Origin of the sequence: Paenibacillus sp. LjRoot153 (genome assembly GCF_964253085.1) — a bacterium.
Taxonomy (GTDB): domain Bacteria; phylum Bacillota; class Bacilli; order Paenibacillales; family NBRC-103111; genus Paenibacillus_E.
In genome coordinates this window covers 1,457,007-1,478,405 of sequence record NZ_CAXUQH020000001.1, presented here as the reverse complement: position 1 = coordinate 1,478,405, position 21,399 = coordinate 1,457,007, and the positions used below count along the sequence as shown (strand labels likewise).

Annotated in this window: 14 protein-coding genes; 2 read left to right on the top strand and 12 right to left on the bottom strand. The window is 46.5% G+C overall.

Features of this window, described 5'->3' with window-relative positions:
• Positions 1-17 precede the first annotated feature (17 nt).
• The 6 genes from ACSQ8P_RS06445 to ACSQ8P_RS06420 form a co-directional block, all read right to left on the bottom strand.
• Complete coding sequence (locus ACSQ8P_RS06445) at positions 18-890, bottom strand: carbohydrate ABC transporter permease (protein ID WP_436234443.1); 873 nt, start codon at positions 888-890, stop codon at positions 18-20.
• Between the two features lies 1 nt (position 891).
• Positions 892-1,818, bottom strand: coding sequence for an ABC transporter permease (locus ACSQ8P_RS06440; protein WP_436239466.1), 927 nt, complete (start codon positions 1,816-1,818; stop codon positions 892-894).
• A gap of 195 nt (positions 1,819-2,013) precedes the next feature.
• The gene (locus tag ACSQ8P_RS06435) at positions 2,014-4,032 is read right to left on the bottom strand and encodes an MGH1-like glycoside hydrolase domain-containing protein (protein ID WP_436234442.1); all 2,019 of its coding nucleotides are present in this window, start codon (positions 4,030-4,032) and stop codon (positions 2,014-2,016) included.
• Between the two features lie 554 nt (positions 4,033-4,586).
• The gene (locus tag ACSQ8P_RS06430) at positions 4,587-6,128 is read right to left on the bottom strand and encodes an AMP-binding protein (RefSeq protein WP_436234441.1); all 1,542 of its coding nucleotides are present in this window, start codon (positions 6,126-6,128) and stop codon (positions 4,587-4,589) included.
• Positions 6,115-6,972 carry an SDR family NAD(P)-dependent oxidoreductase gene (locus ACSQ8P_RS06425; protein WP_436234440.1) on the bottom strand — a complete coding sequence of 286 codons (858 nt, stop codon included), beginning with the start codon at positions 6,970-6,972 and terminating at the stop codon, positions 6,115-6,117. The genes ACSQ8P_RS06430 and ACSQ8P_RS06425 overlap by 14 nt, the downstream gene beginning before the upstream one ends.
• 354 nt (positions 6,973-7,326) lie before the next feature.
• Entirely contained in the window at positions 7,327-8,190 is an 864-nt protein-coding gene (locus tag ACSQ8P_RS06420) for a metallophosphoesterase (protein ID WP_436234439.1), read from the bottom strand.
• A 174-nt stretch (positions 8,191-8,364) separates the two neighbouring features.
• Between ACSQ8P_RS06420 and ACSQ8P_RS06415 the strand changes: the two genes are divergently transcribed.
• Positions 8,365-10,707 carry a beta-propeller domain-containing protein gene (locus tag ACSQ8P_RS06415; protein ID WP_436234438.1) on the top strand — a complete coding sequence of 781 codons (2,343 nt, stop codon included), beginning with the start codon at positions 8,365-8,367 and terminating at the stop codon, positions 10,705-10,707.
• A gap of 61 nt (positions 10,708-10,768) precedes the next feature.
• Here the strand turns inward: ACSQ8P_RS06415 and ACSQ8P_RS06410 are convergent, their stop codons facing one another.
• The 3 genes from ACSQ8P_RS06410 to ACSQ8P_RS06400 all read right to left on the bottom strand — a co-directional run bounded on the left by ACSQ8P_RS06410 (position 10,769) and on the right by ACSQ8P_RS06400 (position 13,676).
• Positions 10,769-11,425: a hypothetical protein gene (locus ACSQ8P_RS06410; protein WP_436234437.1), complete on the bottom strand. Its 657-nt coding sequence runs from the start codon at positions 11,423-11,425 to the stop codon at positions 10,769-10,771.
• A 2-nt stretch (positions 11,426-11,427) separates the two neighbouring features.
• The gene (locus tag ACSQ8P_RS06405; protein ID WP_436234435.1) at positions 11,428-12,699 is read right to left on the bottom strand and encodes an FAD-binding protein; all 1,272 of its coding nucleotides are present in this window, start codon (positions 12,697-12,699) and stop codon (positions 11,428-11,430) included.
• A gap of 167 nt (positions 12,700-12,866) precedes the next feature.
• Entirely contained in the window at positions 12,867-13,676 is an 810-nt protein-coding gene (locus ACSQ8P_RS06400; RefSeq protein WP_436234433.1) for a transporter substrate-binding domain-containing protein, read from the bottom strand.
• A gap of 201 nt (positions 13,677-13,877) precedes the next feature.
• On the opposite strand from ACSQ8P_RS06400, the gene ACSQ8P_RS06395 reads away from it, so the two are divergent.
• The gene (locus ACSQ8P_RS06395; RefSeq protein ID WP_436234431.1) at positions 13,878-14,327 is read left to right on the top strand and encodes a protein-tyrosine phosphatase family protein; all 450 of its coding nucleotides are present in this window, start codon (positions 13,878-13,880) and stop codon (positions 14,325-14,327) included.
• A 110-nt stretch (positions 14,328-14,437) separates the two neighbouring features.
• Here the strand turns inward: ACSQ8P_RS06395 and ACSQ8P_RS06390 are convergent, their stop codons facing one another.
• The 3 genes from ACSQ8P_RS06390 to ACSQ8P_RS06380 form a co-directional block, all read right to left on the bottom strand.
• Entirely contained in the window at positions 14,438-18,400 is a 3,963-nt protein-coding gene (locus ACSQ8P_RS06390; protein ID WP_436234430.1) for an Ig-like domain-containing protein, read from the bottom strand.
• Between the two features lie 130 nt (positions 18,401-18,530).
• Positions 18,531-19,622, bottom strand: a complete 1,092-nt coding sequence (locus ACSQ8P_RS06385) for a hypothetical protein (protein WP_436234429.1) — start codon at positions 19,620-19,622, stop codon at positions 18,531-18,533.
• Between the two features lie 95 nt (positions 19,623-19,717).
• Positions 19,718-21,340, bottom strand: coding sequence for a cellulase family glycosylhydrolase (locus ACSQ8P_RS06380; RefSeq protein ID WP_436234428.1), 1,623 nt, complete (start codon positions 21,338-21,340; stop codon positions 19,718-19,720).
• Between the last annotated feature and the right edge of the window lie 59 nt (positions 21,341-21,399).

Here is a 21,399-nt window from a genome sequence, read left to right as displayed (position 1 = left end):
TTACCAGTCTTGACCGTCTATCCTTTAACCGAACCTAGCAAAACTCCCTTGGCGAAATGTTTCTGTAGGAATGGATACAAGAGCAATATGGGCACAGCCGCTACGACGATAACCGCATACTTGATGCTCTGAGGCGGAGCTGCTATTTCCGAAGCTGCGCTGGCATCTGTAAATCCGCCTGCCGATAGAAGAACGATTTGGCGCAGCCACACTTGAATGGGCCACATTTTTGCATCATTGATGTACATAATGGCAGTAAAATAGGAATTCCAATGCCCCACCGCATAGAATAGCGCGAACGTAGCCATAGCCGGTAAGGATAATGGAACAACGATTTTGTACAAAATTTGCAAATCATTACAGCCGTCCATTTTCGCTGATTCTTCCAAACCCTCGGGCAGCTGCTGGAAAAAGTTTTTCAACAAAATCAGATTGAACGCACTGATCGCTGAAGGGATCCATAGGGACCAATAGGTATCCAGTAATCCAAAGGTTTTGACAACGAGAAACGTAGGGATCATACCTCCGCTGAAGAGCATGGTAATAACGATCAACAGCATGAATTTACCCCGGCCGCGCAATGTTTTGCGTGCTAAGGGATAGGCCATCAGCGTAGTAAGCAGCAAATTGATCAGCGTTCCGACAACGGTAATGAATATGGTGATGAATAGGCTTGTGTAAATGATTTTGGTGGAAAAAATAAATTTGTAGGCATCCAACGATATCTTCGTAGGAAATAGCACAACCTTCTTGATAAGCAGCTCTTCCGACGCTACGAGCGAACCAGATACGACATAAATGAACGGCAGAACCGTGATTAATGCAACGATAAAAAGCATCAAATAATTAACAGCATCGAACGCTTTGCTACTTAGGGTACGATCTCTCATGCTAGTAAACCCCTTCCTCGCCATATTTCTTAGCCATTGCATTTGCAGAAACGACCAGAATTAGGCTTACGAGAGATTTAAACAATCCCACTGCCGTACTGTAACTGAATTGCGCATTGACCAGACCGGACGTATACACATACGTATCAAACACCTCAGCTACTTCTCGGTTTCCTGAATTTAACATGAGGAAAATTTGCTCGAAGCCAGTGTCCAAGAAGCTGCCTAGTCTTAAAATAAGCAACAAGACAATCGTCGTTTGGATGGCTGGTAATGTAATATGCCAAAGTTGGTGCCACCGGTTAGCTCCATCCATGCGCGCTGCTTCATAAAGCTGCTGATCCACGCCTGAGAGTGCCGCTAAGAAAATGATCGTTCCCCAACCGGTTTCCTTCCAAATGACTTGCGAAGTAATCATCGAACGGAACCAATCCTTACTTAACAAAAAATTGATTTTATCCCCGCCCATGGAAGCGAGAACTTCATTCACAATACCGCCTTCCGTTGTAAACAGGGTATATGTCAACCCTGCGACGACGACCCACGATATAAAGTGCGGGATATAGATGATGGTTTGCACGAATCTTTTGAAAAACTCCTTCCGAACCTCATTTAGCATCAAAGCCAAAATAATAGGCAGCGGAAAGAAAAAGAGCAGATTGTAAACAGCCAACACAAGCGTATTTCTGAAAAGTTTCCAAAAATCCGGATTCGTGAAAAAACGCTGGAAGTGCTGCAGGCCGACCCAATGACTTTTTAAGATCCCCGCAAATGGTTGATAATCTTGAAAGGCAATGACCACACCCAGCATTGGCAAATACTTAAACAAGACGAAAAATAAAAGGCCTGGGATCAGCATGCAATAAAGCAGCTTTTCTTTATTGATATCCAGCAATAGTTGCTTCAGATATCCAGGTTTGCGCGACATGTCTAGTGGGGTCGCTGGCGTCAGCACACGCTTTCTCTGGACTGTTGTTTTATTCATAGGTCAATCACATCCTCCAACAATCGTTCACTGCCTTCATGTTAATTCCCTCATGTTGTTTCCGTCGATATTCATTTCGTTGCTTATTCCAACCGATAATCATTTTCTTCCGTACCATTGTCATCTGCTATCCTTTGGTTAGCTGAATAAGATATAGGCGGAAGGAATTCCACTATATACGGGCTTTCCATTACTAATGATCGTGCAATGGTTTGGCTTCATATGGACGTCAATCTGTTGGTCGCGATAGCGATATCCGGAAATCGAGACACTTCCTTCAAGCGGAGGCTGCGGGAATATCTCCAGCGTTCCATCCAACATCGGTTTGATGCCCGCCATGCCAAACACCAGTGCTTCCGTGCCTGTGAGGCCGGCTATGATATTGCCCCGCTTATGGCTCGGAACAGCAGGCCGATCACTATAGTGCTCCTGTGGGAAATAGGGCAAATGCTTGCCCATCCAGAACAATCGCTTCAGGACATCCCAAGCTAACGCGGGCTGACCCTGTTCCCACAACGTAAGAGCGAGCGTCGGACTCTCACCTGTATAGCTGCCTCCACCGGACCAGTCGGGGTCATTCAATTCATAATGCAGCGAATCTTCGGCGGATATACTGCTAACACCGTAGGGCCCGAGAAAAGCTCCGTCTTTTAAATGTGTCAGTAAAGCCTTGGCCATATCTTCATTGCAAACGCCCATTCTTAAGGTATCGAATGCCTGAATCGTGTACACCCGTTCGATGTGCCCGTTCGGGTACCTGCATAGAAACCATCCATTCTCTGTATCCCATAAGTGTTCTCGAATCGCCGCACGGATACGACTGGCTTTATCTCGCCATGTTACGGATTCCTCATGTCCAAGACGTTCTGCCATGTCGGCCAAACGATCATAACACCACGCTCTTTCGGCGTTGGGGCTGGATACGATATGTTCATGAGCGGCGCTCCTCATTTCGAGCAGATTGTGCTGCTTACCGTAATCCAGCAACTCGCCCCAGACCGGTAACCGTTCTTCATCGTGAAGCAGTAAATGTTTCATCATATCGTAAAGTTCCAAACCTTCGCCGTACTGTGTCACATTGCACCAGACTAAATTGAAGAAGGACCAAAGACTGTATGAATAAGGAACATCCTTACCCAGACCGCTAGGAGCGAATCTCGAATGCCGCTCAATGCCGCTTCGCGCCATCATCTGCGCCAGCTCGATCACTTTGTCACTTCCCAGCATCAGTCCTAGCATCCGAGCTGCATAACCTCCGGTATCCCACGGATAACAGCAAATTCCGGCGCCTTCCATCCCTGCTACGACCGGAAAGGGCTGCATCGCAAAGTCGGGATGTTCCCATAGACAGATCAGGCCGCTGACAAGCGAACGTCGATAGTAATCTTCAAGACCGGGAATGTCGCTGGTCAACTTGGGTACAGAACTACAGTAACGCTGAATCCGGTTCTCCCAGACCTCATGCGTTCGCTGTTCCCATGCCGCTAAACTTTCATCCATGCATACAGATTCTCCTGCCTTCGTCAGCAGGATAGCCATACGGTATACCACCTCTTGTCCAGGTACTACCCCTGCTGATTCCGTCTCCGCTTGCAAAAACGTAACCCTTACTTCAGCGTTCTCCCATCTGCCAGCTTCGACTTCGTGCACCTCCGCACCCATAGAAGGATGGCCGAAATCCCAATCGTTCAAGGATTGGATGCTTGGATGACCTGCCGTAACCCTCGGAAGGATGTTCAACTGGATACTGCGGTCCGTCCGATTAACAACCCGCACTGTTAGTACAAATCCTCCTCGATCCGCAAGCGGAACAAGTGAGCTTCGCACGGAGAATGAAATCAGGCGATCTTCCACGAAGTAGTGGTACGTGCCTGTCCGTTCGATTCGATCCGGCCGCCATTCGGCTCCTGCGTACAATAGCCCGCAGTCCCCTTTTCCCCGATTACCTGTATCGCTTACGCGATGTCCGTCTGCTATGAAATCAAGCAGCACTTCCATATCTTGCGCGGCAAACGGTGGAGAGAACAAGCCGCTGACGCCAGCAACCGTTCCCGCTAGTGGAGCAACTGTACTATATCCGCTACATACCCCTATGTGATTTGCTGGAGCCACACTGCCTCGCAAATCAAATGCAAAGTCATTCAAATGATAATTCATAGTTTCACCTGTCCTTTTCCATATGCCGTCACATCCTCATCTTAAAGAGCGTACTCCGTTTCCGTCGATATTCATTCTGTTGGTTCTTTCGTTTCTGACCCGGAGAGACTGACTAAGTAAGCGAAAAGTAATCATCAACTGTTATTTCATTGTCAGTTTCTGCGGATTAGATATTTTCACGAGAGGAATAGTTCTCCAACACACGCACTTGTTCTATGGGACGGGCATATACTAGATTAATAAAGCTAGAAAGGGGGTATTCCCTTGATGCGATCAGATTCTTATGCAATTTGTAAAAAGTACCTTAATCGAGAAGTTACGATAAAAACAACACACGGCACTTACCGTGGAACCATTGTGAAAGTCGACGGCCACAAAGTCTATTTGAAACCAACACGTAATGGAAAGAAAGCGCATATCTCGTTCCTGCCATTCCTTCTCCCATTAGTACTTTTTGATCTCTTAGCCATTTTTCTTGTGGAATCAAGACCATGTTCTCCTTTCAGACCCATCTTCTAAAAAAAAATGACCATCACAATTACATCCTGTGGTGGTCATTTCTTATTCAATACTTTTTTATCCAACTTACCTAGGGGAGTATAGGGCAAATGCTCGACGATGCTGATCTCTTTGGGCAACTGAAATCGTGCCAATCTGTTGCGCAGCCAATTCATGAGCTCCTCTTTGGTTATTTCCTCACCATGTACCAACTGGACCCATGCTTTCAAACGCTGCCCGAAAAGCTCATCCGCGATCCCGACGACCGCTGCATCCTCGACGAATGGGTGGGTGCGCAGAATTTGTTCCACTTCGAAAGGATATACATTTTCCCCCGCTGAAACAATCATACTGTCTACTCGTCCGCGCAAAAAGTAATACCCCTTCTCATCCTGATAGCCCAAATCGCCGGTTTCGATCCATGCACTGGCCTTGTTTCGCATCGACCATTTGTTTCTAATACAAATTTGACCTACGCTGCCGATCGGAGCCTCTTTTTTCTGATCATCCAATACTTTTACATGGACACCGTTAATCTTCCTGCCAATCGTATTTGCGGAGTAGGCCAAGTCCTGCGGAACTGCTATGATATTCAAACCCGCTTCCGACGTGCCGTACAGATTGTACAACACTTCTCCCAATTGACTTAGCGTCTCTCGGACCAGTTTAGGATTGAGCTCGGCACCGCCTGAAGCTATACAAGACAGGGATTTCAGAGCGTCTGCGTTGGCTTTTAACATTTTATGCACCATTAAAGGAACTACTGTTACGATATCAACCTCATGCTCCCGAATCAATCGACAGGCTTTCTCAGCATCAAATCCACGATGAATCACTACTTTTTTTCCCAAAGCACAGAAAAGGAGCAGCACAGCTACCCCATAACCATGATAAATAGGTGTCGCAATATAGGCTGTATGCTTATTCAAGATTTGCAATCGTGTCAGGAATGCCGAAAAAGGATCCAAATAATTGAATAGCGATGGTTTATGCGCCGCTTCTTTGGCTTTTCCTGTGGTTCCACCTGTCAGCAGCACTAGTTTCCCAGAGGAAGCTCGGCGTTGTCTGTGCTTTTCATATACAACTGTAGCAGCTAGGTTGTTTATCGCTGGATCTGTAGGATGATAGCTGGGCAATTTGGCATTCGTATACGTCGTTTGCTCAAGCAAAGCGCTTAGTTCGTCGTCATAGACCACAAGGTGAAAATCTTTACTTTCCAGAATCCCCTGCAATTGATCCTTGCTCATTTCCGCATTCAGTAGATAAATATCCGCCCCCGTAAAAGAAACCGCATAGATGGCTTTCACCAGAGAAGCGTGGTTTTTGCACAGAAAGCCTACTCTCTGACCGCCAGCAAGTTGGTATTTCATCTCCAGTAGGGCCGAAAGCTGTTTGGATTGTGCAAACAATTGGCTATACGTCAAGGTTTCCTGTTCATCTACCAAAGCGATTTTATTCCCATAGGTTCTAGCTGCAAAATGCAACAGAGCCATCAGATTGACGCCCGATGCGTAGATGGCGGAGGCTAACCGGAACAACGCTACCAGCGATAGCAGCTTAATTTGATATAACACATAGATCAGGTTAAACATCCTCATGGCCATTACCCTTTTTACTTAATATTCTAGGCATTGTTCTGAAAAGTAGGGAAGCTAGCCCTCCGAAAATCAACCACCACGGTTTGAACGTTTGCCTTTGCGTATAGATAGCGTTAGCGATCATCTTGGCAACCTGCTGTGGGGACATGGCCGGTAATTTGCGATAAGCTGCGGTTGGTAGAATCATGGGCGTTCTTACAAGCGGGAGATAGATCGAGGTCGTGGCAATCCCCATTGTCTTAAGCTCAGGAGCAGCGGACCGAAACCAAGTGTCAAAAGCAGACTTCGATGCCTGATATGCCGCCCAATATGGCATGGGAATAAGCATCACATTGACCGTCGACATGTTAATAATATGTCCTTGTTTTTGCTCAAGAAGTGGAAGGGTAGATAGCAGCAGTTGTACTGGCGCGAAGTAATTGATCGCCATCGTACGCGTGAAATCGTGATAACGGTCCAACGACTGCCGAATGGAACGCTTAATCGAATGGCCCGCATTGCTGATGACGATATCGAGCCCATCTGGCAGCTGATGTAGGAAGGTCAGCAAACCCTCCATGTCCCTCTGATCTCGAAGATCCGCAGGGAACACACTTACATGGGCTGCCGCTTTCGCTTCGATTTCGCCTTTCATGGCTAGGAGCTTCGCGTCTCGTCTAGCTACCAAGATCAGATGAACCCGAGTATCCGAAAGCAGATAAGCTAGTTGTTCTCCGATTCCGGAACTGGCACCGGTTATTAGGACCGTTTTGCCTGCTAAATGGCGCTCTAGTTTCTGTCTGTTTAATTTCGTCGGTGGGAATAGGAGATATTCGAAAAGATTGTGTAGGCTAGCGCTTGGCATGAATTCACTACCTTCTTTATGAGGCTTTAATCGGATGCGGGGGTTACTTTCTGTATTTTGATTGTACGTTCCCCTGCCGCATCAACTCCACACACATTAATAACTGGATAACTTCCAGTTATTTTTCCGATTTAAGCTAGAATTTATAGTTTAACTGGAAAATATGCAGCTAATTTTTGAGTTTCTGCTATTTCTGAAGCAATCGCTTGAAATTAAATGTACTTTTTACAGTTATTTCTGTAAAATCAATAATTCTCACGGAATTAGCTGTATGTTCTCCCTTTATTTCGTACACATGCCTTAGAGCGATCTAACTGCGTACAAAGTCACTAGCAGATTAGTAAGGCCCACTCACTAACCCAACGTCAACACCGTAATCTCAGGACGACACATGAACCGAATAGGGCGAACCGACACGCCAATCCCTCGATTCGTATAAAGGGTAAGTGCTTGATTGTCCCCTACGTGATAGAGTCCCGAAGGATATTTGACGCCATAAGGCACAGAAGCCAATGGTCCAATGAAGGGCAGTCTTACTTGACCACCGTGGGAATGCCCCGATAGTTGCAAATGGACGGCTCCAGCAGCCGCAGCAACATCCGCGTAGTCTGGTGCGTGAGATAGCAGGAGTACCCACTCTTCTTTTTTCGCTGACTGCATCGCCGCTTTAAGATTAGGAGTGCCCTCCCACATATCCTCTACTCCGGCGATCCATATGGATTGGCTGCCTTTCTGAATCTGTAGTCCCTGATTACGCAGGCAGCGAAACCCACCACCCTCTAGCACATCCGCCACTTCTTCAACATCGCCATAATAATCATGATTGCCGAGCACCGCATAGCAGCCGTATGTAGCAGTAATTGTCTTCAAAACATCCCGTATTTCTTGACCCTGCCCACCAATCTCATAATCAACTAAATCGCCGGTAAAGCATACGATATCCGGTTTTTCCGCCTGAATGGCCTCGACTACCTTGGTTAATTGCTGGACATCCATATGGAATCCAAAGTGCAGATCGCTGAATTGTACAACCCGCAGTCCCTTGAATGCCTCCGGCAGGGTAGGAAAAGCCAATGAAATACGCTCAACTTGCAACCAATGGGGCTCCACCCACGTGGCATACCCGTAACTTATTGGGGGGACCGATAATAGACCTCCACCCAACAGCAGGCCCTTTTTCAGAAAGGAACGACGACTCATTTTCTCTTTATTTTCCATATCACAATCATATAACAAATGGGGGCTATCTTGCTATTTTCAACTTTTAACTGACATAGACGGCTTCCAGAAAAATATTTCCAAAAGGCTGAAACAAATCTTCAATTCCATCCGTTTAGTGGTTACAGATGAGAATAATGGAAACCTACAATAACTAAGCAAAGGATGAGCTAGATGAAGAAAAAGGTTTTGGCCACAGGCCTCCTAACGACCGCGATCCTCTTAACATCGGCTTTCACGCCAGTTTCTACGAATGCTGGTCAGGAAACCACCGTCAAGCTCGAGGGTCAACCGATCGCTTTCTCGAAGCAGACCCGCATGATGGATGGCATTCTCATGGTGCCTGTTCGTGATCTTGCAACCGCTTTAGACATGGAAGTAACGTGGAATGAGGCTGAACGAGCTGCCGTTGTTACACGCGATGGGTACGAGCTAAAGCTGCCCCTAAATTCCGACTATGCCAATGTCAATGGGCAAGCAACTACCATGAACGGCGTTACACAAATCGTTGATGACTCCCTCTATGTACCGCTGCGTTTCTTTATGGAAAGCGTCAATCATGTTGTTCGCTGGGATTCAGCTACCAGTTCCGTTAACATCACCAAGCAAACGGACACCTTGCCAGTTGTCGGTACTTATGACCACTTGGTTACACTGTTAACGCAGAATGAAAGCAACCAGCAATACTCAGTAGCGCTTATGTCAAAATCATCCATCTCTAAATCTTCTACGGATTCCTCAGCGCCAACGGCTTCCAGCAGTGCTAATCTCGCTGCCCAAGACTCGGCCAAATCCGTATCACCCGAGTACTCTGGAACGAATGTGCAAGTGCAAGGTGTGGATGAATCGGATGTCGTCAAGTCAGATGGAACGTACATCTATACCGTGAATAAGCAGCGAATCATCGTCACCCAAGCGTATCCCGCGGATCAGATGAAAGTGCTGAGTATTTTAGATTTTCCGCAAACGGCAAACACAGCAAACACGCAGTTCCAACCGAGTGAAATCTACGTGGACGATAAGCATCTAATTGTGTTGGGGCAATCCTATCAAAACCTCAAACCTGTGCCTTATAACGAGGAAGCCAGCAGCAGCAGTATCGGCATTTTAGACAAAAGAATAATTTCACCTATCAGATCCCAGGCAACAACGAAGGTCATGGTTTACGATCTCTCGGATCGAAGTAACCTAAAGTTAGTTAAAGACGTTGAGCTTGAAGGAAACTATATTTCTTCCCGTAAAATCGGGACATCGCTTTATTTTATCGCCAATAAATATGTCAATTACTATTACTACCGAGAAGCGGCGAAGACGGAAGACGCCAAAAAAGAACTAGCACCAGCTTACCGGGATTCCTCGGCAGGAGATTCCTTCACTTCAATTCCGTTAGATAAAATCTACTATTTACCCAAAGCCCTTGAGCCGGGCTATGTGCTCATTGGAGGACTTAACCTGGATGATCTGACGCAGACGATGAATGTCACCTCGTACCTCGGCTCGGGACAGAATGTCTACGCATCGGAAGAGAACCTCTACGTGGCTGCCACAACCTACGAAGATCAGCAGCAGGAGACGATCCTCTATCAATTCGGGCTGAACACAGGAAAAGCCGTGTATAAAAACACTGGCAAAGTGCCTGGTCATCTACTCAACCAATTCTCCATGGATGAGCATAACGGTCACCTCCGGCTTGCTACTACCACAGGAGAAGTATGGCGAACCGATGAGGGCACATCGAAAAACCACGTCTACATCCTTGACGCGAACATGAAAGAAGAAGGCAAGATCTTAAACATCGCGCCAGGAGAACGCATTTATTCTACCCGCTTCATGGGCGACCGCGCTTATATGGTTACTTTTAAAAACACCGACCCACTATTCGTCTTGGACTTAAAGCAACCCGATCAGCCGAAATTGTTAGGGGCATTAAAGATCCCAGGCTACAGCAACTATCTGCATCCCTATGATGAAAACCATATTATTGGCTTCGGCAAGGATACGGTTGAAGTTGAAAATAAAAACGCGGCAGGCTCACAATCCATCGCCTATTATCAAGGTATGAAAGTAGCTTTGTTCGATGTATCCGATGTGAATAATCCGAAGGAGAAATTTACTCAGCTGATTGGGGATCGTGGAACGGATTCGGAGTTGCTGAATAATCACCGCGCTTTGCTCTTTTCCAAAGAGAAAAATCTACTTTCCTTCCCTGTTACGGTGATGAAACTCGATCCAGCGGCCAACAATTCGAAGAATTCGGCTAGCGCATACGGAAGCTTTGCTTTCCAGGGGGCGTACGTTTACAACCTTGATTTGGAAAAAGGGTTCCAGTTCCGCGGCGGCATCACCCATCTCTCGCAGGAAGATCTGCGTAAAGCGGGTCAACATTTCTATGCCGGTGATAAACAAGTGCAGCGCGTTCTCTATATCGGCGACACACTGTATACCGTCTCGAACGGATTCATTAAAGCGAATGACCTTACTACGCTGCAAGAAAAGAATACGGTAGTCATCCCGTAAGCAATTCAAAAAAGCCTCGATTCCTATCGGAATCGGGGCTTTTCGTTTGACTCCAGCCAACTTATATGGCTAAAACCTCTTTCAGATAAGTGGCTAATGAAACCAGTTGGTTACCAACAGGGCGCTTCGTTTGCATCTCCGCAGCCTGAGCAGCTGGAACCATCGAAAGCTGAGCGGCAACCACGCGCTTCGTAGGGTTCTCCTCGATGATTTGTTTCAAACCCAGTGAGACAGCTTGGATATACTCACTCTTCTTACCTTGCATAATGAGATCAAAAGTATTCTCCAGAAGGGCAGGCGCTGCTTCTAGCGCTTTTCCCTTCTTCGTGGCGTAAGCCGCTAATTGACTCATCGTTCCTTGTACAGTGCTTGGATTCGTGAAAGCAACGATCGTAGGCTGATCCAGCTGACAGATCTCTTCGAACAGCGGATCATCGATTTTGATAATTGGGATAGGAAAACGATGAATGTCTTCATCATAAATGGCTGTAAAAAAAGTGCATGTCATTAATATCGCGTCCACATGGCTTTTGGCTATCCAATTCAGTGTGTCGAGCACTTTCTTTTGAGCCATTTCGGTCGTGAAATCCGCATCCAGCTTGATCCGATCCAGACCAGGATCTACATAATGAATGAGCTCCACATTCAAACTGCGCAGGGCATTTTCAATATGTTCAATATTCGAATAATGGGCATGGAAGCATCCGATTCTTGTCATTATTAGTCTCCCAAGATGTACGTTTTCAAGAAGTCATTGCGGAACTTGCCATGCGGGTCAAATTGGCGAAGCAGTTGCTGAAACTCAGGCAGCTTCTCATACAGCGACTGCACGCGGTCCGGCGACATCGTAAACAGCTTGCCCCAATGCGGTCGAACTTGGAAGGGCTCGAGCTGCTGTTCTATGATAGGCAGCACTTGCTTAACAGCTTCCCAATTCGGCTTCCACGTAAAATGAAAAGCTACCGTCTCCTGCTTATAGCAGGGACTCATCCACAAATCATCTTCCGCAATTGTACGTACCTCAGAAACATAAAGCAGTGGCGAGATATGCTCTTTCATACCATCCAGCGCACATAATGCCGCATACGCATGTTGACGGGGCACGTAGTATTCGCTCTGCAATTCTTCCCCTGCACTAGGCGTGAAATCCATCCGGAAGTGCGGCATACGTTCATGCCAAGGCCCTGGTATGCCCATCTGTTCACTGCAATTCTCGGAGGTGTGACCTGGCACGGGATGACGATGTGCGTCAGCGAGCTTGGCTCCAAACAATTCAGGTTCCACCTGCTCAGCCGCGGAGGAAGAATCCTTGATTACTTGCTTCTTCCACAGTTGATTAAACGATGATTCCTGCCAGTTTGTGAAAAGGCTGACACTATAGCCACTGGAGAAAATATCGTCGAAATGCGCTTCAAGCTGCGCTAATGGCACATTGTCGTACACATGTTGATACATCTGAAAGGATGGGACTACATTCAAGGTGATTTTCGTGACCACACCTAATCCACCTAGTCCAACGGCTGCACCGGCAAGATAACCATCTTCATGCTCACGGGAGAACAGCGCGATATTCCCATCCGCTGTGACCACTTCCATGGCATGAACGGCTGTCGCCAAATTGCCATGGCGATCACCAGAACCATGGGTTGCGGTGGCGCATGCGCCTGCAACTGTAATATGTGGCAAAGATGCGAGATTGTGCAGCGCATACCCATTCGCGTGAAGATACTCGCCTAATTCACCATAGCGAATGCCTGCCTCAACCGTTACTCTATGGTTCGTTCGATCAAGCGAAATCACGCGATTCAGGTTCTGAAGCGAGATCAAGCTTTCCGTACAGTCGGCGATGCCATTGAACGAATGGCGTGTGCCAAGCACCTTGATTTGTTGACTGCGAGCCACCAACGCTTGTATTTCTTCTACGTTCGCTGGAACATAATAATTGGCGGCGCTGTACGTATAATTGCCAGCCCAGTTGCGATTATTTAACATCGTTGTGTGTACTCCCTTCGTTCAGATCTAAGATGAGACAATTATATTTTACATGCATTTATCCCCCTCAGCAAAGTCAACGCCTGTTAGGCAACAATGCCAATAATGAAAAAAGCTATCCGGAAGTAGAAAATCTACTTATCGGACAGCTTTTATTGAAGCATCTATCATGCTTCATGTTGTAGGTCGTGTTCCACTTCTTTTTTGATTTTATTCGGCATCATTTTCGGTTTGCTTGTGAACCACTTCGTATACAGGTCTTCGTAGGTGCCATCTTTGGATACGGATTGGAGCGCCTCGTTGATTCTTCCGATGTACTTGTTTTTCTTTTTGGCAAGAATAGCTAAACTTTCTTTATTGAACGGCTCTCCTACTATTTTCACAGACCCTTGCGCTGTGTTTTTAATAAAATCCTGGGCATTGCGTTCCTCCACGATAACTGCGTCTGCTGTATGACTCTTTAACTCGGCATAGGCATCGGAGATTTTTGAAAAGCCGTGGATTTTCGCCCCTTGAATTTCACTCGCATAGTAAAACCCCGGTGATCCATTTTCAGTTGCTATCGCTTTGTCGACTAAGTCATCTTTCCCTTTGATAGCCGAGTTCTCGGAAGCAGTAAGAATTACTAAGTTTGTTTGGAAATAAGGATCAGAATACTCAAGATCATTACTGCGTGCATCCGTAATTGTCTTCCCCGCGATGGCCAAATCAATATCACCAGACTTCAATCCTTTATTCAATTCGCCCATTTCCATTGGAATCAACTCATATTCTAACTTCGACTTTTTAGCGATTGCTTGCCATAAATCCACCTCAAAGCCCTTCTTCTCGCCTCCATCTATATACGTATAGGGGCGGAAATTCTCCTCGATACCGACTTTGACCGTTTTATTCTGCGTGCATCCTGAAGCGATCAGGGCTATTAATAGGGTGATCGAGAGGACAATTCCTCGTTTGCGACTCATTCTTTCATTCATTTCTTCAATACCCTCCTCATTAGGTAAACATAGGTATTATTTGTAAATAGTTGGAGGGTTATACAACTTCTTCACTAGGCTTTAGAGTTTACAATTTCTTTCCTTTCAACATATATGTGAATGCGTATATAATGACTAGATCTACTTCAACACTTGCCTTCCCACATGAGCCACATTAGTCACTCTTAAGGAGATGTTCACATGGATAAAACAAACAAACACAAAAACTATCAAGCATTAGTCGAGGATCGCATTTATTTTGGCGGAGCTTCGGATGTTGAGGATATGGTTAAAAATGAAGGCATTGACGTCATCGTGGATTTGCGTGGCGAAGCTACACAATGCGCTTATCCTGATGGCGATGTCCAATGGATTCAAGTCCCTCTAGGAGACAATGCAACGGAATCCCAAGACCAATTGTTTCAGCAAGCCATTGATTACGTAGTTGAAGCTTATCACAACGGTAAAAAAGTTGGATTTCACTGTGCTGGTGGCGGCGGCAGAACGGGTGCTGTCGCGGTGGGCACTTTGATAACTTTAGGCAAGAGTAACACCATTGAAGAAGCTGAAGCACTAGCCAAAAGCATTCGCGCCAGAGTCAATATTAAACCCGCGCAGCGTGAGGCGATTGAACAATTGTTTCCCAAATAAACCCTGAACCACAACTGGACAAAAAGGCTGGTTACTCGTACACGATAATGTACAAGAAACCAACCTCTTTGGCTTTACTCATTCATAGTTGCCACTACGATCCAAAAGTCTTAAGGACTGACCTGAACAAGCTCCAAGTCATCGAAGTAGACTTCTCCATCCACGACATGTTTGTACATAAATATCGTCGCACTTGTGTTCGTACTTCCTGTAGTGAACGTGTATTCTTTCCTTGTATAATCTGCAGAATTGACATACACCTGACGTTGGTAACTACCGAAATTCCTCACTCCGAACTGTGCAGCGCCTCCCCCCACTGCCTTGGCCCATGCCGAGATTGTATAGGTTGTGTTTGGCGCTAGTCCAGTTACGATTTGCTCGATCCCCCCGTAGGCAGTTGCCAATTTGGCTGCGTAAGTCCCTGTACGGGCGTTCGTATTCACGATGGCTGATTGGTTAAAATGCGAGGGCCAGTTCGTGAAATCTCCTGTCTCAAATCCCGGATTGTTTAGCAAATTAATTACAGGCACAAACTCCACGAAGCAAACGGCCGTTTTGGTTCCGTCAACTGTTGTCACAGTTACCGAAGCGGTCCCCTCACCAACGGCGGTTACAATGCCATTCGCATCCACAGTAGCCACGGAGGGATTGTTCGAGCTCCAGCTCACCGTTTTATTAGCGGCATTGGATGGTGCGACAGTGGCCAACAAGGTAGCCGTCGCGCCGATTTTCAGACTCAATCCGGTATGGTCCAGCGAGACCCCGGTCACCGCGACAGGTGGCTGCGTAGGTGGCGCGCTATTCTGAACAAGTTCAAAGTCGTCAAAGTAGGCCTCGCCTGCCGCAGCACGTTTGTACATGAGAATGGTCGCGCTTGTGTTTGTGCTGCCTGTGGTAAACGTAATCTCATTTCTCGTATAGGCTGTCGAGTTTATATAGACCTGACGTTTGTAACTACCGAAATCCCTTACGCCAAACTCACCATTGATTCCCATCGCCCATGCAGAGAGCGTATACGTTGTATTTGGTGTAAGTCCGGTTACGATCTGCTCGATCCCCCCATATGCGGTTGCCAACTTGGCAGCGTATGTTCCTGTATGGGTGTTCGTATTCACAATGGCTGCTTGGTTAAAATTCGATGGCCAGTTGGTGAAATCACCTGTTTCAAATCCAGGGTTGTTCAGCAAATTGCTCGCAGACACAACCTCTACGAAACAAACGGCCGTTTTGGAGCCGTCAACTGTCGTCACCGTAACCAAAGCTGTCCCCTCACTAACAGCCGTGATAATTCCACCCGCATCCACCTGCGCTACGGCAGCATTGTTCGAACTCCATGTCACCGATTTATTGGCAGCATTAGAAGGAGATACGACTGCTGACAATGTTGCTGTCCCACCGACTTTCAGACTCAATGCGGATTTATTCAGCGTGACGCCAGACACCGCGACAGGTACGGGCGGCGGCGGTGGTGGCGGTTCCGTAATACCACTAGTCTGTATATGGAAATAGTCAAAATCCGCAGTAAGTCCGGTTCCCCCACAGACAATTAGACCAATTTTGGGATCATCAAGGTTAGCAATTACTGTGTTACCTATCTGGGTATAAGTGACACCGTCTACCGAATAGTATCCGGCATACTTATCTCCATACTTAACAATTCGAAGATAAGATACAGCTGACCCGATCGTATCAGGTACCTCCATATGGGTACGTACACCATTAACCTTAACGTCAAACTGTAACTGATTGCCGCTGCCATACAACCGAGTCATTCGGATATAGGTATCGTCATTGACATAGACGACCAATCCGCCCTGCGACCACTGCGAATTCGGCCTGCCTTCGAGCTTCGTATCCATAGCCCAGTTTCCTTCAGGCGCACCCGTGAGAAGAATGTTCTTGGCATCGGCACTTCCGCCCGCAATATCTCCGTTTTCACTAACAATTCTCATATACCCCGGGTTCGTGCTCAGCGACCATTTCGCCGGGTTCTCTCGGATCCAGTGCCACTGAGAATGAAGCTCGGCAGCATTGAACTCATCATCAGATCCTTCCGTATATACGGGATCAGGTTCAACAGGTCCGCCCGGCGATGCGCTGTACTGGATTAATTCCAAGTCGTCGAAGTAAACGTCTCCGCTGCCGCCGCTTTTATATAAATATATCGTAGCGCTGGTGTTGGTACTGCCCGTCGTAAAAGTAAGCTCTTTCCTCGTATAACTGGTAGCGCTCATATGGACATCTTTGGAGCTGCCGCCATAATTTTTGACGCCAAATACGGCGTCGCCCCCGCCTGCACTCTTGCCATTCCCATACAATTTGTAGATCGTATTCGGATACAATCCACTGATCGTCTGCTCAACGCCAGCCGTATTCCCTGTAAGCTTGGCTGCATAAATACCGGTAAGGGCATTGTTGCTCTCAATAGTGGCCCCGTTGTAATGAGTAGGCCAATTAGTGAAATCACCCGTTTCAAATCCCGGATTCTTCAACAGATTCTCCTCCACCGGCGGCGGTGGGAGCGGAGGGAGATTGTTAGGATCCAGTCCTGGACCTTGGTAAGCACCCATATTCGGCGCTTGCACGGCCGACACCGGATTGCCGAAGTAGTCCTTGCCTCCGTTGTTCGTCATCAATTTACCCGCTCCAATAGCCGGAGATGTAGAAAGAAGCTGGTATCCGACAACCGTATCTTTACCTATACCGCCCGAACCAGGGGAGGCAAGCATCGGATCAGCCGTAATCTTATTCGCATCCGTCGGTTCGTTGGCCGGATGGTTGCCATAAAACAAATTGTGATCAAACACATTATTCGTACTGCCGGCAAAATTATAGCCGCCGGTTCCGAGATTCGTGATGATATTGTTCGTGAAGTACGTATTTTTGGCATAACCGCCCCAGTTTAAATAATCCACCACTTTCGCGTTCGAATATCTGGGCAGATATACCGTGTTGTTATAGATATGGGTAGTATCCGGAGTTCCGCTAAAATTGAACACGGCACCGCTGTCATTCTGGCTAATGTTATAGCGGATTGTCGTATTGGTATTGGTGTTGCTAGCAACCGTACCATCATTTACAACCAAGAAAGCGCCGCCAGCATTATTATGGCTGTAGTTATATTGAATAATGGTTCCGTCGCTCTTGTAATCCGCATCATAAGCCATAGCGTCTCCGCCCGGCGCTGTATTGTAAACCTCATTGTTCTGAATCAACGCGTCCTTCGCTGAAAATACCCAAAGCGGAACATGATATCCGCTGGCTCTTACATGCGTATCATGCACGATGTTGTTTTCGATCAGCGCATTCGTCGTATCCAAGATGAACGCTCCATCTGCACCCACATCGTAAATGACGTTGTTGGTTACTTTCGAGTCAGCAGCATATCTCTTTTGCGCGCCATAAATGTAAATGCCCACGCTATCTACGGAATAAATCTTGCTGTTATTCACCACAACATCGGATACATGATAATCCCAGTTCGTTCCCCAGACGATAATACCGCCGTTATGGGCATAATCGGTGGCGGTATCACCCTTCACATTATGGATCTCTAGGTTTTCAAAAAGAAAATGCTTAAAAACTCTAGGATTACTGTAGCCACCACTGGTGCCGTCCACATGTATGCCTCTGCGTACTGCCTTCGTTGCCGCATCATTGGTGATTTCCAGATTTCGGACTTCCCACTGCTCCTGATTGTTAAAATAGACAGCTGCTGCAGCGCCAGCCCCGGCGATCAATGGCTTACGGCCGGTACCATACATGTCAATCGTAATGGGATTTCCCTCTGTGCCCGAGCCTTGGGGAGAAAGCGTCCCCGTCCATACACCGTCTGCCTTGAACATAATGGAATCACCAGGCCCAAAGACGGTGCTGTTGACTTTACTCAGCGATTGCCAAGCTGATCCGGAAGCTGTTCCAGCATTCGCATCATTGCCGCCTATCGAATCCACATAATAGACGGAACCTGTTGCATACACCGTTGATGGTGCGGCCATTGGTAGGAAGCCTGCTACCAAGACAACGATTCCCAGAAGCAAACTTAACAGCCTGGATCCTTTCGTTTTCTTCATCACTTATCCTCCTTATGGTCATTTTTAACCACACTAATCGCATGAGAATAGTAAGGTTAATGTTTATCTTAAAAAACGGTGACTCCCCTCGAGGTCGAGTAACCGCTTCCAAGAACGTTGTGAAAAACATTTAATGGATATGAATCTTTTTATAAATGCTTTCATCTATATCAACCTTAGCTTCTCGAATGAGCTTATCCAAATAGTCACCATATGCGGTGTCCACATAATTTCTCCACACATTACGTTTACTCTCGTCATAGCTTTTATAGCCACTTTTTTCTCGACCCACTACCTTTACAAGAACATACTCGCCCTGCATCGTCTCATCCAATACAGAGCTGACCTGATTAACACCCAAGTTATCTGCAAGTACGGAATAGAGAACTGCCTGAGACTTGAAATAGGTGCCCGCCGTATCCTTATTAAAATTCTCCTCGGTATATCGGAGCATGAACGCATCGTTCTCGCCTTGCAGTTCGCTTATCGCTTGATCCATCTCTTTTCCTTGATCCAAGAGAAGTTTTATGGCGTCCATCCGTTTCTTGATGGATTGCTTCTTTGAATTATTCATGTTGCTCTGTGCATCTTCCTTATAAGAAACGGAGATTTTTTGAAATCTAATCCTGTCTTCCAGAGTGAACAACGTATCCTTTATAAGCTCATAATGCCGCTTTAGATCCTCTTCGGTCACGTTCAGTTCATCCTCGGACAGCTTTTCCTTCAATTGCGTCCGTAGTTTGCTTATGTAATAGTTCATAAACGTGCTTTCATCTAATTGGGCGGGGCCGTAAATGGGCTCGCGAGCTTTTACGGCGGCCAGCCTTCGCTTATTCTCTTTATCCATCTCATGGAGCAAATCATCATAGGAGGTCCCTTGTATCAGACCATGCTGTTCGGCAAGTTCCAGTTCAATCTTGAGTCTGATGATTTCATCTAAGGCTCTCTTTTTGGCTGTCTCTTCCGGATTCTCGCCATTATAATCCGTTTCCCAAAAGTTTTTTCCATATGCCACACCTTTGGACTGATAGAAATAGTCGATGACCGAAGTTCGTTGCTTCTCCAACTCACTATTGAATTCTTGCGTTGTGATCACGCTGCCATTCAACCTCGCAATAGAAGTCTGACCCGAATCAGCCCCCACTGAAGCATAAAAGACGATGGCTCCGACAATCGGGAGAACCGCCATTGCTACGACTATCCTCTTCGTAAACTTCACCATGATCACCCCAACTTCATCTTATTACAGCGCTTACATTCGAGGTAGAGATAAAGTTTTAAGATGACCTAGGAATTTGTTAAGGTTTTAAGGATCTTCTAACCAATTTCAATCCATTCAATCCGAACTGCGTTCTGCTCTGCCAGGATGACCAAACTTATTCGCTCCGTTTCCAGAGGAAGAATGACGTTTAGCTCAACTTGCTGCCAGCTATTCTCGTCACCAGCGACTTCCAAACTACCGGAATCCTCACCATTGATTGTGAGCTTCATACAAGCGCTCTCTTCGACGGGGCTAATCATCATCCGAATCGTAAACTTGGCCGAATGCGAAACGTTGACTGTAACTTCATATGCTAGCCAGTCACCTGCAGCTAATTGAACGAACAAGCGTTTATCCGACTTCCCCCGTCCATGCCAAAAATTCGACCTCAACTCTCCACCCTCCACGAAACGGATATCGGTGCGGTCCTGTTCACGGAATCCAATGAGATTCTCATGGTCTAAGGTCTTTCCGAAACTGACCCCTTTACCTTTAAACCCGTAAAAGATAGCAGGAATTCGAATCGGTGCTCTCCGAAATAGGGATCGAACAACATCCGAATGATAGGTGCAATTCACCAATGCTAGATTGTTTAGGTATTCCCATAAAATGCTCTCAGCGATAGCTGGATTTGGGCAGTCTCCCCCTTCCAAATATCGGATCAACAAATGCCAATTGTTCGGCATATTAATAGAGCAAGGAGTATTCTCTGTGTCTAACTTTTTCCATGGCCAGAAGTTCCATGACATACCGTGCTCCTCGAATAATTGAAAGGCTCCGATGTACCATTCGTTACTATTTTCCCCGCCTTCGCCCATAAAGATCGGCACGTTCCACTCATCTCTTTTCGCCAAATAAGGACTTAGACTCTCCGTGTCGGGATTACTCCAGTATTTATGGAATTGAAGCATCAGGTTATCGTCAAACTTCTCGGTAAAAATAGACCAATCAGTCGCCCAATGAACGCCTTCCAAAATGATCATATGACGCGTATCCACTTCCCGAATAGCACTAACAATCTCCTTGTAAAGCGGCATGATATGGTGATTATATGCCGAAAACCAATCCGGCAGCGGCTCGTTCAATAAATCGTAACCAGCCACGATCCATTCGTCTTTATAATGATCTGCCAGCATCCGCCACAACCCGACGGTCAGCTGCTTGTTATTTTCATCCGTAAATAAGTTGGGATGATCCTTCTCCGAATCGTCAATATTTGAACCCGTCTGCCCACCAGGCGCACCGTGCAAATCCAGGATGACATAGAGGTGATAGTTTCTACACCACTTGATTACCCTATCTATATAAGCCAGATGATGCTCCTTAATCTGAAGCATCTCTCCTTCCTCTATCAGGAAGCGTGCATTAATTGGAATTCTTACGGAATTAAAACCTTCTCCCGCAATTCGTTCGATATCTGCCTCTCCTATATACCTTTCGTAATACAACTCCCAGAACCATTCGGCTTTCGCAGGACCAATCAAATTCTCGACCATTTGTTCGATTCGTCTAGGCCGATCCCCTTGCTCCGGAAATTTCCACATATACCCTTCTGGTAGCAGCCAATTGCCAAATCCGACACCCCGCAGGATGATTTCTCGGCCATCTCCATTAACAAGTTTACTTCCTTTTGCTCTAACAAAACCTCTTACATCCCGTTCTTTTCCCGGTTGACTCACAATCTATTCACTCCCACTTCATCTTTGTCATTGAGCCTACTTTAACAAGAAGCCCGCTG

What these genes read in the sequence shown, in the direction of transcription:
- ACSQ8P_RS06445 (WP_436234443.1), bottom strand. Translation starts at nt 890, where the DNA reads ATGAGAGATCGTACCCTAAGTAGCAAAGCGTTCGATGCTGTTAATTAT.
- ACSQ8P_RS06440 (WP_436239466.1), bottom strand. Translation starts at nt 1,818, where the DNA reads ATGTCGCGCAAACCTGGATATCTGAAGCAACTATTGCTGGATATCAAT.
- ACSQ8P_RS06435 (WP_436234442.1), bottom strand. Translation starts at nt 4,032, where the DNA reads ATGAATTATCATTTGAATGACTTTGCATTTGATTTGCGAGGCAGTGTG.
- ACSQ8P_RS06430 (WP_436234441.1), bottom strand. Translation starts at nt 6,128, where the DNA reads ATGAGGATGTTTAACCTGATCTATGTGTTATATCAAATTAAGCTGCTA.
- ACSQ8P_RS06425 (WP_436234440.1), bottom strand. Translation starts at nt 6,972, where the DNA reads ATGCCAAGCGCTAGCCTACACAATCTTTTCGAATATCTCCTATTCCCA.
- ACSQ8P_RS06420 (WP_436234439.1), bottom strand. Translation starts at nt 8,190, where the DNA reads ATGGAAAATAAAGAGAAAATGAGTCGTCGTTCCTTTCTGAAAAAGGGC.
- ACSQ8P_RS06415 (WP_436234438.1), top strand. Translation starts at nt 8,365, where the DNA reads ATGAAGAAAAAGGTTTTGGCCACAGGCCTCCTAACGACCGCGATCCTC.
- ACSQ8P_RS06410 (WP_436234437.1), bottom strand. Translation starts at nt 11,425, where the DNA reads ATGACAAGAATCGGATGCTTCCATGCCCATTATTCGAATATTGAACAT.
- ACSQ8P_RS06405 (WP_436234435.1), bottom strand. Translation starts at nt 12,699, where the DNA reads ATGTTAAATAATCGCAACTGGGCTGGCAATTATACGTACAGCGCCGCC.
- ACSQ8P_RS06400 (WP_436234433.1), bottom strand. Translation starts at nt 13,676, where the DNA reads ATGAATGAAAGAATGAGTCGCAAACGAGGAATTGTCCTCTCGATCACC.
- ACSQ8P_RS06395 (WP_436234431.1), top strand. Translation starts at nt 13,878, where the DNA reads ATGGATAAAACAAACAAACACAAAAACTATCAAGCATTAGTCGAGGAT.
- ACSQ8P_RS06390 (WP_436234430.1), bottom strand. Translation starts at nt 18,400, where the DNA reads ATGAAGAAAACGAAAGGATCCAGGCTGTTAAGTTTGCTTCTGGGAATC.
- ACSQ8P_RS06385 (WP_436234429.1), bottom strand. Translation starts at nt 19,622, where the DNA reads ATGGTGAAGTTTACGAAGAGGATAGTCGTAGCAATGGCGGTTCTCCCG.